Here is a 17,120-nt window from a genome sequence, read left to right on the forward strand (position 1 = left end):
TTGCTTATTGTCTATTGCTTATTGCCCATTGACTATTGTCTATTGTTTTTTGAGCTTTACGAACTGGCAATTTGAAAGCAGGCCTGAACGTTTAGCTTTGCCTATTGTTTATTGCCTATTGTTTATTGCCTATTGTTTTTTTACAACTCATAGCCAGGCAGCGCATTAAGTTTTGCCCATTGTCTATTGCCAATTGCCTATTGTTTCTTCTTCTTCGGTGCTGCCTTTTTGGTAGCGTCTTTTTTAGGAGCCGCTTTTTTGCCGGGCGCCTTTTTTGCCGCCGCTTTTTTCGTTGCAAATGCATTTGGGATCTGCAGTTCGATCATTTTCTTCACCTCCTCTAACGGCACTGTGGTCAGTTCCTCAGCTGTGTATTTGCTCTCATCGGCTTTTCTACCCACCTTCAGTATTTTTTTACCGAATTTCAGTACCGGTCCCCAACGGGCATTTTCGATCGAGATCTTTTCATCGGGCCAGTGCTGTATATACCGGTTCTCTTCTTTTTTGATCTTAGCTTCTATCAGTTCATCGATGTTGGCCTGTGAAAGGTTCTCAAAATCGTACCGCCGCGGAACGTTGATGTACATGTCGTTCCACTTTATGAACGGACCAAAACGGCCGGTACCTTTGGTAACCGGTTTTTCATCGTAAAAACCGATGGGGGCATCTGCTTTTGCTTTTTCCTCGAGCAGCTCCAGCGCTCTTTCCATATCCACATCGTGCGGGTCTACACCGCGGGGCATGGAGATGTTCTGCTCACCCCATTTTAAATAGGGGCCAAACCGTCCCAGATTCACGGAGATCTCCTGACCTTCATGCACGCCGAGGGTTTTGGGAAGTTCGAATAACTTCAACGCTTCCCCGAGGGAAATGGTTTCAATGCTCTGGCCTCTTCTTAACCCGGCAAAACGCGGTTTTTCATCCTCATCATCGCCAATTATTGCCACAACCGGGCCAAAACGGGCCATCCGCGCCACTATCTTTTTGCCGCTTTGCGGATCAACGCCCAGTTCGCGTTCACCTTTTATGCGTTCTGCTGTTTCAATAGTATTGTCAACGTCTTTTTTGAAGGGAATATAAAAGTCGTCGATCATGCTGTTCCACTTCAGTTTGCCTGCCGCCACTTCGTCAAACTCGCCTTCAATACGGGCGGTGAACCCGTAATCCATAATATCGTCGAAGTATTGTTTCAGGAAGTCTGTTACCACCAGTCCCAGGTCGGTAGGGAAGATCTTGGCTTTTTCTGCCCCGGTATTTTCCTGGTCGGTTACCTTTTTGATGGTGTCGTTCTTTAAGGTAAGGATGCGGAAATCGCGTTTTATAGGTTCCTTGTCGCGTTTTTCAACATAACCGCGGGTAAGAATGGTGTTGATGGTAGGAGCGTAGGTAGACGGGCGGCCGATGCCCAGCTCTTCCAGCTTTTTCACCAGCGAAGCTTCCGTATAGCGGGGTGAAGGCCGGCTGAAACGTTCTATGGCCTTCATTTCATTCAAAGGCAATTGCTGGTTAACTGTCAACGGCGGCAGCATGCCTTCCTGTTGTTCGTCTTCCGTAATGTCCTCATCGTCGCGGTCTTCGCGATAGGCTTTTAAGAACCCGTCGAACTTCAGCACCTCACCGCTTGCGGTAAGTTCTTCTTTATTGGTAGAGATCTCTATTTTGGCGGTTGTTCTTTCCAGTTCAGCGTCAGCCATCTGGCTGGCCATGGTACGTTTCCAAATGAGCTCGTACAACCGGCGTAAGTCAGGATCATCAACCGTTGTATTCTCCATATAAGTAGGCCTGATGGCTTCGTGCGCTTCCTGGGCCGATTCGTTCTTGTTCTTGTATTTGCGGGGCTGGTAATAATTATTACCATACTGACCGATCACCTGGTTACGGATGTCGGCCATAGCGGTATCGCTCAGGTTCACACTGTCGGTACGCATATAAGTAATATTACCGCTTTCATACAGGCGTTGTGCCAGTTGCATGGTGCGTTTAACGCCGTAGCCCAGTTTGCGCGAAGCTTCCTGCTGCAGGGTAGAAGTGGTAAAAGGCGCGGCCGGCGATTTCTTACCGGGCCTTACCTGTATGTCGTTTACCTTATAATTTGCGCCGATACAGGTTTGCAGAAATTTTTCCGCATTTTCAGCGGTATCGTACTTTTTGCCTTCGGCAACAAAGGTTACGTTCTTACCGGTTATATCGGGTGTGGTAAATAAAGCTTCAATTTTAAAAGTGCTGATGGCGGTGAAGGCGTTGATCTCGCGTTCGCGTTCGGCAATGAGGCGAACGGCTACGCTTTGTACCCGGCCTGCGCTGAGGTTGTTGCGGGTGCTGATCTTGCGCCATAACACGGGGCTCAGTTCAAAACCCACGATCCTGTCCAGTACCCGCCGGGCCTGCTGCGCATTCACCAGGTTCATATCGAGCTTGCGCGGACTGGTTACTGCTTTTTGAATGGCGGGTTTGGTAATTTCATGGAAAACAATGCGTTTGGTAGTTGATGGATCAAGGCCTAACACCTCGCACAAATGCCAGCTGATGGCTTCCCCTTCACGGTCCTCATCCGTTGCGAGCCAAACTTCGTCCGATTTCTTGGCGAGGCTTTTAAGTTCTTTAACTACTTTTTCTTTATCGTCGGGAATTTTGTAACGCGGTTTGTAACCATTCTTTATATCAATACCCATTTCTTCCTTTTCCAGGTCGCGGATATGTCCATAACAACTCTTTACCTCGAAATCTTTCCCCAGGATCTTTTCGATGGTTTTGGCTTTTGCAGGAGACTCAACAATCAGTAAATTCTTGGCCATAGGTTCAATAAATGGTTTTAAACGCTTAAGGCTTAATGCTTAAGGCTTAAGGCTTGCTCTTCAGTTTTGAAGCTCGCGTACAGTACGAAGCATTTCAATATTTGGTTTTCAGCATTTTGCATTTGGCCTTCGGCTTTTTGCTTTCAGCTTTCAGCTTTCCGCCTATTTCATTCAAATTCAATGATCTTTATTGTTATTTTTTAGAATCACTGGTGACAGAAATGGAATGTTGCTGGCGTGCAAGTTTAATTTATAAATACGAAAACAACAAATTGGTACTTACCCGGCAAAAGCGTACCGTGCCGAAATGGCGGATATTTTTTAATTTTAAAGAACTGCGGCAGGACGAAAATCAGCGCCTTTTCCAGATATTTTTCATAAGAGGAAACCTGTACAGATCAGCATAATAAAAATATAATACCGTGATATTTATGACAGAATGCGCGGTTATGTGGTAAAAAAATTAACTTCAAACATTTCTTAATTTGAAAGGTGACCGACCAGTATAAAATATTTCCGCTAGGGGATGCTGCCATTACCCTCGAGCTCGGCAATTCCATCAATGAGGTGTTGAATCAAAAAGCATTGGCTATGCAACAATGGTTGCTGGCTTATCCTTTTGAGGGGCTGAAAGATTGCCTGGTGGCCTACAGTTCTCTCACTGTGCAGTATAATGCCGCTACCGTAAAGAAATATTACAATCTTCAAACAACTGTATTCGCCTGGGTTGCCGACCGGTTAAAGGAGGCATTTGAAAGATCGGTTCAGGAAGAAAAAGAAGCGAAGGAGCTCATACGCATCCCGGTTTGTTATGAAGGGCCCGACCTTGGGTCACTGGCGCAGCAAAGACAACTGACCGAACAGGAGATTGTGAACATTCACACCGCCACTATTTATAATGTGTACATGATCGGGTTCCTGCCTGGATTTTCTTACATGGGTGAAGTAAATGAAAGAATTGCCGTTCCGCGAAAACAACATCCCACACAGGTATTGGCCGGTAGCGTTGGAATAGCCGGTTCCCAAACGGGTATCTATCCTTTAAATAGTCCGGGTGGCTGGCAGATCATTGGCCGCACGCCGCTCAGGCTATTCGATCCTTTTGTTCCCGAGCCGGTAAAACTACAGGCGGGGGACAGGGTTCAGTTTTATTCGATTACAAAAGAGGAATTTGTGGAGTATGATTGTGTAAATGATATGCTTACAAAATAAGAAACAGTTACCGGTTACCCGGCCTTTAGTGCAGATGGCTGATAGCGGTTTGTCTTTCCCGGAAACCGGTACCCGGCAATTCAAATTTTTTACCGAAAGATGAAAACTTCGAACAATGAAATTAGAAGGGAGATCTAGCCCATGTCATTAACTGTCATCAGACCCGGAATTTTAGATACACTGCAGGATCTTGGCCGCACAGGTTATAGCCGGCTGGGCATAAATCCCGGTGGCGTAATGGATCGTTATGCCGCGCAGGTGGCCAATATGCTGGTAGGTAATGATACCCGCGAAGCCGTTATTGAAGTTCATTTCCCCGCCGCTCAGTTCCTGTTCGATCAGAACACCCTCATTAGTATTACCGGCGGTGATTTCAATGCCATGGTGAACGATGAAACGGTACCGTTATGGCATCCCATGGTGGTGCGAAAAAATGCGGTACTGCATTTTCCCAAACTGCAATATGGCGGCCGCTGTTACCTCGCCGTTCATGGCGGTTTTTGCGTAAACAAATGGCTCAACAGTTACAGCACCCACCTGAAAGCAGGCGCCGGCGGTTTTCATGGCCGTAAACTGGAGAAAGGCGATGAACTGCCGTTCAGGGAAAGCAATATCTACTTTGCCGGTTTGCTTAAACCGGGAAAAGAACTGGAAGTATTGAAATGGAAGGTTGATACCGGCAGCACTTATAAACATCCGAACGAGATCTGCTTTATAAAAGGCAACGAATGGGATGAACTCACCGGGCAATCGCAACAACATATGCTGGAAGACAATTTCATCATTCACCCGTTCTCTGACCGGATGGGCTACCAGCTAAAAGGCGCAGACCTCAACCGCAACAACAATACAGAGCTTGTTTCTTCGGGCGTAAGCTTTGGCACCATACAATTATTGCCCAATGGCCAGTTGATCGTGCTGATGGCCGACCACCAGACAACCGGCGGGTATCCTCGGTTAGGCCATGTTATTTCGGCCCACCTGCCCAAACTGGCGCAATTGCGTCCCAGCGATTGTATTCATTTTAAAATGACGGATATTGCTACTGCGGAAAACCTGCTGATTGCCCAACAGCAGGAATTGAATATATTACAACGCGCCTGTACAGAGCGCCTGAACAATACGGTATGCTAAGTATAGATATTAATTGCGACATGGGGGAGAGCACCCTTTTATGGCCATACGATATTGACAAAGACCTGCGGCTGATGCGGTATGTAAGCAGCATCAACCTGGCTTGCGGTTATCATGCCGGTGATGCCGAAACCATGCATATACTGGCAGGAGCTGCCATTGCGGAAGGTATAGCCGTTGGCGCACATCCCGGTTTTGCCGACCGCGATAATTTTGGCAGATCCAACCTGAGCCTGCCACCAGAACAGATCTATGACCAGGTGATATACCAGATAGGCGCCCTCGATGCTTTTATGCGTATCATGAATGACCGTTTGCATCATGTAAAACCACATGGCGCTTTATATAATATGGCCGCAAAAGACGAAGCCATGGCCGAGGCCATTTGCAAAGCGGTATATGATTACGATCCCGGGCTGATCATATATGGTTTGAGCGGCAGCAAACTCATAGAGGCGGCGACCGCCACCGGGCTCAAAACCTACAGTGAAGTATTTGCCGACCGTACTTACCAGGACGATGGTCATTTAACGCCGCGCAGCGCAACCAATGCGCTGATAGAAGATCAGCAGCAATCTGTAGAGCAGGTATTGCAAATGGTAATGCAGCGAACCGTTACCAGTGTAAATGATAAAGAAGTGCCTATTGTGGCCGATACGGTTTGTGTGCATGGTGACGGAGCCCATGCGCTTGAATTTGCCCGGGAAATAAAGGCGGTTTTGATGATACATGGAGTGGAGATTGGGAATACAAAATATTGAATGTAGAATGTTCAATGTAGCATGTCGAAGTGGAATACAGGGAGAAGTTGAAAAGGTGATACAGGTGATAAAGTTGATAAAGGTGATAAAGGTGATACAGGAGAGGACAAGTGGAGTTCAATAGTTGACAAGTTAACAGGTTTACAGGTTAACAAGGGTTTAATTCATGGCTCGCGAGTAATAGTTATTTGCCTTCTCAGCCTGCTCCTGTATTCGCTTATAGCTTACAGCTTGAAGCTTGCAGCTCGAAGCTTGCAGCCAGCCAAATAATTTCCAAAAGTGACACTTAATGAAAGGAGATACAAAATCGGCTTTACTGGGCGCCGCTTTCCTGATGGCCACTTCAGCCATTGGTCCGGGTTTTATTACCCAAACAACGGTATTCACCCAGCAACTACTCACCAGTTTCGGTTTTGTAATATTGGTTTCCATTGTGCTCGATATTGCCGCGCAACTGAACGTATGGCGTATAATTGCCGTAACCGAAATGCGCGCACAGGACCTCGCCAATTCATTGTTACCCGGCATGGGTTATTTGCTGGCCGCACTTATTGTATTGGGCGGACTGGTGTTCAACATTGGCAATGTGGCCGGCGCGGGATTAGGTATGAATGTCGTTTATCCCTTCGATGCAGATATAAAACACCCGGTAATAGGCGCCGGTATCAGTGCAGCATTAGCGCTGCTCATTTTCTGGATCAGGGAAGCGGGCGTGGCAATGGACTGGTTTGCGAAAATACTGGGTTTTATCATGATCGGGTTAACGCTGTATGTTGCCATCAGTTCGCATCCCCCGGTAGGGGAGGCTGTTTACCGGTCGTTTGTGCCAGTTACAATAAACACCACTGCCATCGTAACCCTCGTTGGCGGAACAGTAGGCGGGTATATCAGTTTTGCCGGTGCGCATCGGTTGCTCGATGCAGGTATAAAAGGGCAACAACAATTACCACAGGTAAACCGCGGTAGTGTAAGCGCCATTTTGTTGGCATCAGTAATGCGCATACTGTTATTCATGGCTGCACTGGGTGTAGTTACGGGTGGCGGCATTTTAAATAAAGACAATCCCGCCGCATCTGTTTTTCAGATAGCCGCCGGTGATATCGGTTATAAAATATTCGGCATTGTATTATGGAGCGCAGCCATTACTTCGGTGGTTGGTTCGGCATACACTTCGGTTTCTTTTTTGCGCACGCTTCACCCGATGATTGAAAAACACCAGCGGCTGATAACTTCTTTATTCATTTTGACCTCGATAAGCATTTTTGTTTTTCTACAGCAGGGCGCTGTTCATTTGCTTGTAGTTGCCGGTGCATTGAACGGATTGATCCTGCCCGTATCGATTGCACTGTTGCTCATCGCCGTTTTGAAAAAACGGTTGACGGGAAATTACAAACACCCGGTATGGCTGTCGGTAGCCGGCTGGATAGTGGTGGTGATCATGGGCATTATGGGGGCCAGAACGTTGCTAAACGTTTAATGCAAAACGCTGAACCAGCCGGCAGGCAGGTTCAGCGTTCTTCCGCTCCGGATCCTGTAAAATAGTACGGTAAGTGCCCTAAACTACGTAGGACTTGTACCGGAATTGCATAGAAATTGCATAAGAATTGCATAGAAACGCTACTTTTCAGTGCAACCCTGAAGCGGGGTTGGTGCAGTAAGTGACCCTGTAATTACTATGAGTGCTACGTAATTCTTCCTGTTTGGTGCGGTATTTACCAATTATATAATGGAATTTGCTTACCTGTATTTCCGGCACCATTTTAGCCTTCGTTAAAAGCGTTTCTTTTTACTTTTCATTTACACAGATATCGAAATTTTTTTCGTTATTTGTAATATTCCAACCCACTCAACCCACCTATAAGATATTTAAGTCTTAACAATTATTCCATTAATTAAACCGTAACGGTTATGGCTGACAATCAGCAAGGGCCTGATACTGGCTTGTATACCTATGATTCGTTTACCGGACGAGGCCCCGGAAAAAAGGCCGACACTAATTTTTTATGGTGGTGTTCCGGTGCTCACCAGGAACTACTGAAACAATTTCCATCAGAACACAGCAAATACTGGGGGTTGGGCGGTGTTATTCTCGCCACCTTTGTGCTTGCTGCACTTTCATCGGGGTACGCTATTTACAGCGTGTTCGGCAACTGGCTATGGACAATTTGTTTTGCCATCGTATGGGGATTGATCATTTTTAATTTCGACCGCTTCCTGGTTTCCACTATGCGTAAATACGGCGTAAGCCGGCGCAAACAATTATCGATGGCATTGCCGCGGATGGCGCTGGCTATTCTTATCGGTTTTACCATTGCGCGCCCCCTCGAACTCAAGATCTTCGAAAAAGAGATCAACACAAAAGTTATCGAGAATACGCACAAGAAAATTCAGTTGAACGACAGTTTACTGGCGGCGGAAAATACGGCATTGATGCAAACCACCGAAGCCGAACGCAACCGCCTGTATGAACGCAAAAAAAACATAGAGGACGAACTGGCGCGTTTGCAGCAGTCGTATGTTCAGGAAGCCGATGGCACCGGCGGATCGCAGGTCCGTGGTGTGCAAAAGATAGCCAAACTGAAACTCGACGCGTACAATTCCTCTACCTTACAGGCTGCGCCTGAATTACTTTCGCTGAACAACAGCATTCATGTACAGGACAGCATTCTCGCCAATGCAAAAAGCAATATGGAAGCCAAACGCGCAAAGTATGAACTGAGCGCGCTGGAAAATGTCGGGTTCCTCGAGCGCAACAAAGCGCTTACCGATCTGGCCTCTGAAGAAAGCAGTGTTTTCTGGACAAGCTTTTTATTATCGCTGCTGATCATACTTATTGAAGTAGGGCCCATCATTTCAAAACTGATCATGCCGGTTGGTCCGTACGATATCGCACTGGCAAAAGAAGAGCTTACCAGTATGGCCGCTGCCGAAGAAGAAATGCGCCGCAACAAGGAAATGCTGGTGAATAAAAAAGACGCCTGGTACAAGAAACAAAAAGAAGTTTCAGACCAGTTGGTAGAAAAAATGACAACATTACAGCAAAAACACATCGACCAGGAGCTCGACAAATGGGAACGCGGCGACTGGAACCCGCGCGATCATCGCGCAAGCATGGATGAAGTGATGCGTAAGATAAAAGAGCGTTACCAGTTCAATGGGGAAGACCTATTGTAAGAAAAAATAAGCGCCGCCAAGGCCCGCAAATAACAACAGGGTTAGTAGGAATACCATCTTATTAACCCTGTATTTTTGCCTGGCCCCCGGCAACAACAGAAACAAGATCGCCAGGAATATCAGGAATATCGCTACACCTAACCCGATCATGGAATTATCGAATTTTTTTGCTTTCATTCCCTGTTCAGCGGTTGTTAAACCTAAAATTACCATCGTAAATAATAAGATGGGCAGGCCCAGCATAAAGCCTAGGCGTTTACCCTTCAGCAATCCCCAGCCCGCGATAATACCCGCGAGTATAAGTGAATACGTTTTAAGATCGGAGAAGAATTCATTTTTATTGATAACAAAAGTTCCGTTCTGAATAGAGTAGGGCCCCGATCTTTCGCCGAATAAAGAAGCTATCTGCATTAACAGAAAAACGATACTTATAAATAGTACCAGGATACCGGCGTATTTTTCTTTCCAGGATAATTTAACCATAGGACTTTAATTAGCTGCTATATAGTTAGAAACGAAATGAACGGATTATAAGTATGTGTTGCCGGGTACCGGTTACCCGTTTCCAGGCCTGAATTTCGATCGGTTCTGCAGGTGGTCAGGCGCGCTACATTTGCGTTACCGGCAACCGGCAAAGGCTTATTTTGATATCAATTGTTGAATAGCTTCGGAGAGTTTTATTGCCCATCGTGCATGTTCCTTCCCCGAATAATGCAACTGGTCTGTTGCCAGCAATGAAAGATCATGGGCGGCGAGCCGGGTGCCCGGCGTAATATCAATGTAATGCACGCCATACTTTTCTGCAAACAGTTTGTTCACGGCATTAAACGAATCAATTTCATGCGCAATGGTAGCGCTGTTCCTGTCTTTGGCAAATGGGGTAACGCCCCAGTCGGGTATGCTCAGTACAAAAACATGTTCCTTCTTATTTCCGGCAAAACCAATGGCTTGTTGTAAAAGCGCTTCAAACTGCTGTGTATACTCCTGAATACTGCGGCCGCGGTACTGGTTGTTAACGCCTATAAGCAACGACACTACATCATACACCGGGAGTAAACGACTGGCGGCAATCGCCGACTGCAGTTCGTCGGTTGTCCAGCCGGTTTTGGCCATTATTTCAGGTGCATAAAATGCATAGCCGGCCTTGCGAAGTAGTTGTACCGTTTGATAGGGGAAATTATCATAAACAGGTACCCCTTCACCAATGGTATAGGAGTCGCCCAGCGCCAGGTATGAGTAGGTTGATGCCATAGTTGCTAAATAGAATTGAAAAGTACAAAAATGGGAAATTAAAAATGAGAAATGACAAATGAAAAATTAAAAAGGGAATACAGGGCTTGTGGTTTCGGCTGTATTTCACTTTTCAAATAGAAAAGGGGCTGATCGTTCAGCCCCTGCAACATAATCATGTAGTTTATTAATGTGATCGATAATTGGATAATGTGATAATTGAATACAACCCCAATGCGCGATTGCCGATAATTCGCATGAGCCGCGATATGTAGCATTATCAAATTATCACATTAGCTAATTATTGTTGTATTCCCTGCATTCCATTCTGCATACCTTCCGCATCGCCGCGCATGTTCTTGCGTTTGAACAGGGCCACATCGAATTTTCCAAAACGGTAGCTGAAGTTTACGCGTACAAGCTGGGGGTCTCTTCTGCGCCAGTCGTCCTGTATAAAGCCCGTTGCTTCGGAGTGTACAAAATACTTACGGCTTCTGAAGATATCGCTCCAGTTCACCGATATGGTCGCTGTGTTCTTTTTTATCTGGAAGTCTTTACGCAAACCCATATCAACACCATAGAAGGGATTTACATAACCCTGGGTTGTTGATGTTGGCCCGCCGCCAAAACCGCCCCGGCCGCCGCGGCCACCGCCGCCATCACCATTATTGCTTGTGCTTACGGGTAAGGCGCTCTTTGCCTGGTAATCGCCACTAAGCTGAAAGCTCCAGCCTTTGTTGAATTTAAAACTGTGGTTCATTTTGGCCGTCCAGCTGGTGCGTTCATTTTCCAGGTTTTTCACCACATTGCTGCCGTTGATCTTTGAATAATAGATGTTGGCGCTTGTTGTTACATCCCACCATTTGGTAAGCGTGTTACGGGAGATTAGCTCAAGACCGCCGGCGTAAGCTGTAGAGGCGTTTATATAGGTCGTTATCCATACCGAATCGGGCCTTGCTTCCACTTTACCCATGTACTGGTAGCGGGCAATGAGGTCTGTAGTATATTTCCCGAAAAGCGTTGCCAGGAATGTGTTGGTTTTTTTACCGTAAGTTTTCTGGTAAGAGAGCTCGAGCGAATGCGTGAACTCAGGCTTCAGCCCCGGGTTACCGGTTTGATAGTTAAGGATATCGGTATAATCGGTATTGGGCATTAACTGGAAGAAGTTAGGCCGGTTAATGCGTCGGGTGTAGTTTAACTGCATGTCCTGTTTGTGCTCGAACTGCTTGCTCAAAAATACACTGGGGAACAGGCTGATGGGAAAATCGTTGGTGTAGGTATCTTTACCAATTTGTTTTCCTTCGTAACCACTGCTTTCGCCCCGTAAACCCAGCTGATAGCTGAATGTTTCTTTTATCTTTTGCGAGTAAGTTACATAACCTGCATACACATGGTCGGTATATTCAAAATTATTACCAACCGGGGGAGTGCCGTTATTGAAGGTGTTATACTGAAAACTTTCGAATTTGCGTACCTGGGCGCGGAGGCCGGCTTCCCACTTGATTTTATCGTTAATGGGATTTATATAATCTGTTTGTGCTATCAGGAACCGGTTTTTTCCGCCGGCGTCAACTCTTTGAAGGATCTCAAAATTGTCAATGGGAACTGTCATGTCAAGATCATAGAACGAACGGTCGCGGATGTCGCTGTAGTTTGTGTTCCTGCTTTGGTTGAAGTTCAGGTCAGCGGTCCACTCTTTGCCAGCTTGCGCAAAAAGGTGTTTGAAACTTAACTGTGTACCATAGTTGCGGAAATTGTTTTTACCGGTGGTATTACGATACTGGGCGTACGAGCCGCCAATTGAATCGTATACGAAGTTGGTACGGTTATCTGGTTTGAAGTCTCCATTCACGATTGACTGCGAGATCGAAATAGTATTGCGGTTGTCGATGAAATAATCCAAACCGAACCGGCCGAATGCAAAAGCGCCATCGAACACGCTCTTGTTGTATTGTGTGGTATACAGGTCTTTGGTGTTTTTTCCGAAGGTGAACCTGTCGGTTTGTCCCCAGCCTTTTGATCTGCGCTGGTTGTACATGGCGTTGGCAAATACGTTGATCCTGCCCTGGCGAACGTTGATATCGCCGCCGCCGTTGAACTTACCGCGGGAATCGACACCGGCGCGTACACTGCCGTTATAACCGGTTTTGCGGTTCTTCTTTAATATGATATTCAGAATGCCCGACTGGCCCCCGCTGGCGTCGTATTTGGCTGAAGGGTTGGTGATAATTTCAACGCTCTGAATGGCATCGGCCGGGATCTGGTCCATAGAAAGGGTAGTGGGGCGGCCGTCTACAAACACCTGCGGCGCTGCGTTGCGCAGGGTTACGTTCCCGTCAATGTCGACGTTGATGGAAGGTACATTGCGCATGACGTCGATGGCTGTACCCCCGGCGGCCGTAATGGTTTTTTCCACGTTGAAGATCTTGCGGTCAACACCCATGGTGATGAGGGGTTTTGAACCGGTAACGGTTACATCCTGCAGCACGGTAGCGTCCTGTTCCATTTTTAAATTACCGAGGTCTTTATCAACCGCCGATAACATGGCCGACCTGTCGACCCCCGGGCCCATTTTTAAATCGAACGATACCTTTTGTTCAATGGGTTTATAACCGATGGCTGTAATGATCAGTTTGAACTGGCCGAAAACGGGCAGGCCTTCGAGGCTGAAATCGCCGTTACGGCCGGTTAGCATTCCGCCGATCACCACATCGGCCTTTTTTTTGGTGGCGGTATCGAATTTGTTCTGGAATAATTGAACAGAAGCGGCATCCAGTCCTTTATTGGTTGCCTTGTCGACTATACGTCCGTAAAAATGGCCGATATTCATTTGCTGGCCGCCGCCCTGCCGGTTTCCGCCGCCCGGGGCGCCTCCTGCGCCGGGAAATTGGGCATGGGCAGTTTGGAAAAGGGCAAATAGAGCAAGGATCCATCCGGTAAGTTTCATATGTTAGGTGCTATGGTTGAGATCAATTTGACGCAAAAATGACGTAGAACTTGTGAAAAGGACATTTTTTGTGATGAACGGCGGACAGGATTCTTTTTACCGGTGCCCGGTTGCATTTTCCCGGGTTTTTAAGGGCAGGCCCCATTATTTTCGGCCTGTTTTTCCGGTGGTATCTGCTTCCGGCTGCCATTGTAAGTTCAAAATCAGGCTAATTGCGTTATTGCGATGTGTTAGCTGGCAGAAAACGAGGAAAATCTGTTAGCGCGGTATCCGCGCTGACAGAAAATGAGCGAAATCTGTTAGCGCGGTGTTCGCGCTGACAGAAAATGGGCGAAATCTGTTAGCGCGGTGTTTGCGCTGACAGAAAATGAACGAAATCTGTTAGCGCGGTGTTCGCGCTGACAGAAAATGTACCCGCGCTGACAGAAAATGGGCAAAATCTGTTAGCGCATTGTCTGCGCTGACAGAAAATGGATGAAATCCGATAGAATGGTACCGGCGCTGACAGAAAATGAAGGGGAGCTGACAGCCTGGTGACGACGCTAACGGAAAATGAATAAATTCCGCCTGCCCCGGATCGGCGCCAACAACAATCAGTGTTTGTTTTACAATTTATTTCAATATGTAAACGATTCCAACCTGTACCAAACCAATCAGGAAACCCAGTAAACCAAAAAAGAAACCCGCCTGGCGTAATTCCTTCTTCAATCCCTCATATATGGCCGTTTCGAGTTTATCGGTAGAAAGCGCGGCTATTTTTGCGGCCACCATCTTTTCAAGGTCGAGGTCCTGCTGCAGGTTTTTGACATACTCCTTCATAATAACCGGGAAAATTGTTTCCAGCTCATTCATGAAGATCGTCTTCAGCGTGCCGATGGTCTTTTCTCCGATTAGCATACCGATCATGGGGAAGGCTTCCTTCAGTTTATTGCGCAGGAAATCATCGATATGCAGTTCTGCCACCGGCATGATCTTTTTTACGCTTTCTTCGCTGGTGATCTTTGCTTCGATTTCAGAAAATGATACCAGCTCGCTGGTAACCAGTGCGCCGATCCGTTGGGCGAACTGCGGTTGTCTGGCAGGAAAAATACCCTGGATGGTAATGCCAAAAACACGTACCGGTGTTCGTGGCCGGAACAGCATTTTCACGGCCAACCGGTTGGTTATGTAACCGGTAAACGCAGATGTAACAGGTATAATGATCACTAACCACCAGTTCATAGAATCCTTTTTTAAGGTAAAGCCTTGCATTTTTCCCGGGGAAATAATACTTTACAAAATGCCGGGCGGGGGATTTGATAAATAAAAAGCCCCCCGACGTATCTGTCGGGGGGAGTTATCTGAGGGAGGATGAAGGGTCTCGAACCCTCGACCTCTAGAACCACAATCTAGCGCTCTAACCAACTGAGCTACAACCTCCGTATTGAGGCTGCAAATGTAGGAAAAAAATTGTTTCACTAAAAAAACTTTCTAAAAACCTTTCATCAAAATGGCTTGTTAATTATAACATTAGTGCAACAACCCATAATTTTTATCGTTATTTTTGAATTGATGCCAAAAGTTTTAAAATATATGCTACAACGAAAAAATTTACCCATAGTCCTGCTGTTGTTCGTCGCCGGTTTAATTGTGGCGTTCCGTTCGCTGGGGTTTGGTTTGGGTAATGGTAATCCTCCTACGAAATATGAAAAAATACTTCATAACGTGGGGGAAATGCTTGCTGAGATCCATTACAGTCCTAAGAAGATCGACGATAACTTTTCAAAAGAGATCTTCAGGAAATTCCTGGGCGAAAAGATCGACGATCAAAAGAACATTCTCCTGTTGTCGGACATTCAACAACTTAAAAAGTTTGAAACAAAGATAGACGATGAGATCCTCGGCGGAGCGGTACAATTCGTACCTGCCGTTTCAGAGATCTATAAAAAGCGTTTACCTGAAACCGAGGCAATCTATAAAGAACTGTTGTCGAAACCTTTCGATTTTACGAAGGATGAGTCAGCCAATTTCAATAGCGAAAAGCTGGAGTATCCAAAATCTGAAGCAGACAGAAAAGAGGCCTGGCGCAAACGGTTGAAATACCTTACGCTCGAGCGCTTTTACGACCTGATGGAAGATCGTGAAAAGAATAAAGGCAAAGAGAACTTTGTAGTAAAAACCGATGAACAACTGGAACAGGAAGCCCGCGACCGGGTTTTGAAAATAATGAACCGCACCTACGATCGCCTGAAACTCAAAGTGAGCGACGACGACCGGTTCAACGAGTTCGTAAAGACCATCACCGAGTCAATGGACCCGCATACGACGTTTATGCCGCCGGTTGACAAACGCTATTTCGATGAAGAGATGAGCGGCCGTTTCTATGGTATTGGCGCCTCGCTTCGTGAAGAAGATGGTAATATCAAGATCGGTTCTGTACTGGCCGGCAGCCCTGCTTTGAAAAGCGGCGAAATTGGTGTTGGCGATGCCATCATCAAAGTTGGCCAGGGTGCAGCTGAACCTGTTGACCTTACCGGTTATACCGTTCAGGATGCCGTGAAACTGATCCGTGGTAAAAAAGGCACTGAGGTTCGCCTTACATTAAGAAAAACGGATGGTTCGGTAAAAACCATAACCCTGATCCGTGATGAAATAATCCAGGATGAAACCTTTGCCCGCAGTGCTGTGATCAACACACCCAAAGGCAAACTTGGTTTTATTTACCTGCCCGAGTTCTACGCCGATTTCGATAACCCGAAAGGCGCCCGTTGCTCGGAAGACGTTCGCAAAGAAATCATCAAATTAAAAGAGCAGAAAGTAGACGGCATCATTATGGACCTGCGCAATAACGGCGGCGGTTCATTATACGATGTGGTGCAAATGGTTGGTTTGTTCATCGAAGGCGGCCCCATTGTACAGGTTAAAGACCGCGAAGGCAAACCACAGGTTTACTACGATCGCGATAAATCGGTTTTATACGATGGTCCGCTGGCTGTAATGGTAAATGAATTCAGCGCTTCAGCTTCTGAGATCTTTGCCGCCGCCATCCAGGATTACGACCGTGGCGTTATCATCGGCAGCACCTCTACCTATGGTAAGGGTACCGTTCAACGTAATATCGGTCTCGATAAAACAATGGGTTTCCTCGATCCTAACAGCGAGCTGGGAACCATCAAGCTCACCCTGCAGAAATTCTATCGCATCAATGGCGGTTCTACCCAATTACGTGGTGTATCGGCCGATGTGAACATTCCCGATATTTTCGAGTATACCAAGATCAGAGAGAAAGATAATCCCGATGCACTGGCCTGGGACGAAATTCAAAAAGCCGATTACAACCGCTGGAAATTCGGTCTCGATCTGAACCCCATCAGAAAAGCCAGCGCAGAACGTATTAAAAATAATGCGCTGTTCACCACCATTCACAACAATGCAGAATGGCTGGCCAAACAAAGCGATAAAATGTTTTCGCTGAGCCTGAAAAAATACCAGGAAGAGCAGAAAAAGAACAAGGCTATCGCCAAACAAATTGAATCACAGAATAAGCTGCCGCATGAAACGAATGTGGAGCCTTTGGCAGATGACATGAAGCGTATTGAAGGCGCAGGCGATGCTGCTAAACTGGAACGTTACAAAAACTGGTTGAAGATCTTACGCAACGACCCGTACCTCGATGAGGCAACCAATGTGTTGAACGACATGGTTACCCAAACCAACCTGGTATATGCCAATGTAAATAAGAAACAACCGTAATAATAATCGATCTTATTAATAATAGGGTGGGTCGCCTTTCAATGGCGGCTCACCCTTTTTCGTTTGGATAGTCACCTTTTATGGATGGAGCGCCGCCAATGAAGGTGAGCCGCCCGGAGAAAGCAACCTGCCTTT

General features: G+C 46.5%; 11 protein-coding genes and 1 tRNA gene. 6 read left to right on the forward strand and 6 right to left on the reverse strand.

The annotated features are described in order from the left end of the window. Positions 1–197 precede the first annotated feature (197 nt). Positions 198–2,795, reverse strand: coding sequence for a type I DNA topoisomerase (gene topA, locus A4R26_RS01675; RefSeq protein ID WP_081159100.1), 2,598 nt, complete (start codon positions 2,793–2,795; stop codon positions 198–200). 492 nt (positions 2,796–3,287) lie between these two features. Here topA and pxpB point away from each other — a divergent pair, with 492 nt between their 5' ends. The 5 genes from pxpB (at position 3,288) to A4R26_RS01705 (ending at position 9,076) form a co-directional block, all read left to right on the forward strand. Next, on the forward strand, positions 3,288–4,007 hold the full coding sequence (gene pxpB / locus A4R26_RS01685) for a 5-oxoprolinase subunit PxpB (RefSeq protein ID WP_081159105.1): 720 nt from the start codon (positions 3,288–3,290) through the stop codon (positions 4,005–4,007). A 141-nt stretch (positions 4,008–4,148) separates the two neighbouring features. Further along, positions 4,149–5,141, forward strand: coding sequence for a 5-oxoprolinase subunit C family protein (locus A4R26_RS01690; RefSeq protein WP_081159107.1), 993 nt, complete (start codon positions 4,149–4,151; stop codon positions 5,139–5,141). Beyond that, positions 5,135–5,902 (forward strand): 5-oxoprolinase subunit PxpA, encoded by a 768-nt coding sequence (locus A4R26_RS01695; protein ID WP_081159110.1) that lies wholly within the window; start codon positions 5,135–5,137, stop codon positions 5,900–5,902. The genes A4R26_RS01690 and A4R26_RS01695 overlap by 7 nt, the downstream gene beginning before the upstream one ends. Before the next feature lie 289 nt (positions 5,903–6,191). After that, positions 6,192–7,379: an NRAMP family divalent metal transporter gene (locus tag A4R26_RS01700; protein WP_081159112.1), complete on the forward strand. Its 1,188-nt coding sequence runs from the start codon at positions 6,192–6,194 to the stop codon at positions 7,377–7,379. Positions 7,380–7,810: 431 nt separating this feature from the next. Next, the gene (locus A4R26_RS01705; protein WP_081159114.1) at positions 7,811–9,076 is read left to right on the forward strand and encodes a DUF4407 domain-containing protein; all 1,266 of its coding nucleotides are present in this window, start codon (positions 7,811–7,813) and stop codon (positions 9,074–9,076) included. Here A4R26_RS01705 and A4R26_RS01710 read toward each other — a convergent pair. The 5 genes from A4R26_RS01710 to A4R26_RS01730 form a co-directional block, all read right to left on the reverse strand. Then, on the reverse strand, positions 9,068–9,559 hold the full coding sequence (locus A4R26_RS01710) for a hypothetical protein (RefSeq protein WP_081159117.1): 492 nt from the start codon (positions 9,557–9,559) through the stop codon (positions 9,068–9,070). The two genes, A4R26_RS01705 and A4R26_RS01710, sit on opposite strands and share 9 nt — an antisense overlap. A 156-nt stretch (positions 9,560–9,715) precedes the next feature. Further along, a complete protein-coding gene (locus A4R26_RS01715; protein WP_081159119.1) occupies positions 9,716–10,327 on the reverse strand; it encodes an SGNH/GDSL hydrolase family protein in 612 nt (203 codons plus the stop codon). Between the two features lie 280 nt (positions 10,328–10,607). Then, on the reverse strand, positions 10,608–13,253 hold the full coding sequence (locus A4R26_RS01720; RefSeq protein ID WP_081159122.1) for a TonB-dependent receptor: 2,646 nt from the start codon (positions 13,251–13,253) through the stop codon (positions 10,608–10,610). A 612-nt stretch (positions 13,254–13,865) separates the two neighbouring features. Beyond that, the gene (locus tag A4R26_RS01725) at positions 13,866–14,474 is read right to left on the reverse strand and encodes a DUF445 domain-containing protein (protein WP_081159124.1); all 609 of its coding nucleotides are present in this window, start codon (positions 14,472–14,474) and stop codon (positions 13,866–13,868) included. A 124-nt stretch (positions 14,475–14,598) separates the two neighbouring features. Next, positions 14,599–14,672: transfer RNA gene (locus A4R26_RS01730), tRNA-His, on the reverse strand. Between the two features lie 153 nt (positions 14,673–14,825). Between A4R26_RS01730 and A4R26_RS01735 the strand changes: the two genes are divergently transcribed. Next, complete coding sequence (locus A4R26_RS01735) at positions 14,826–16,985, forward strand: carboxy terminal-processing peptidase (protein WP_081159434.1); 2,160 nt, start codon at positions 14,826–14,828, stop codon at positions 16,983–16,985. The last annotated feature ends 135 nt before the right edge of the window (positions 16,986–17,120 follow it).

The organism is Niastella populi (assembly GCF_002078015.1).
Taxonomy (GTDB): Bacteria; Bacteroidota; Bacteroidia; order Chitinophagales; family Chitinophagaceae; genus Niastella; species Niastella populi.

Coding starts and splice junctions, on each gene's coding strand:
- topA (WP_081159100.1), bottom strand. CDS start 2,795: ATGGCCAAGAATTTACTGATTGTTGAGTCTCCTGCAAAAGCCAAAACC.
- A4R26_RS01690 (WP_081159107.1), top strand. CDS start 4,149: ATGTCATTAACTGTCATCAGACCCGGAATTTTAGATACACTGCAGGAT.
- A4R26_RS01695 (WP_081159110.1), top strand. CDS start 5,135: ATGCTAAGTATAGATATTAATTGCGACATGGGGGAGAGCACCCTTTTA.
- A4R26_RS01700 (WP_081159112.1), top strand. CDS start 6,192: ATGAAAGGAGATACAAAATCGGCTTTACTGGGCGCCGCTTTCCTGATG.
- A4R26_RS01705 (WP_081159114.1), top strand. CDS start 7,811: ATGGCTGACAATCAGCAAGGGCCTGATACTGGCTTGTATACCTATGAT.
- A4R26_RS01710 (WP_081159117.1), bottom strand. CDS start 9,559: ATGGTTAAATTATCCTGGAAAGAAAAATACGCCGGTATCCTGGTACTA.
- A4R26_RS01715 (WP_081159119.1), bottom strand. CDS start 10,327: ATGGCATCAACCTACTCATACCTGGCGCTGGGCGACTCCTATACCATT.
- A4R26_RS01720 (WP_081159122.1), bottom strand. CDS start 13,253: ATGAAACTTACCGGATGGATCCTTGCTCTATTTGCCCTTTTCCAAACT.
- A4R26_RS01725 (WP_081159124.1), bottom strand. CDS start 14,474: ATGAACTGGTGGTTAGTGATCATTATACCTGTTACATCTGCGTTTACC.
- A4R26_RS01735 (WP_081159434.1), top strand. CDS start 14,826: ATGCTACAACGAAAAAATTTACCCATAGTCCTGCTGTTGTTCGTCGCC.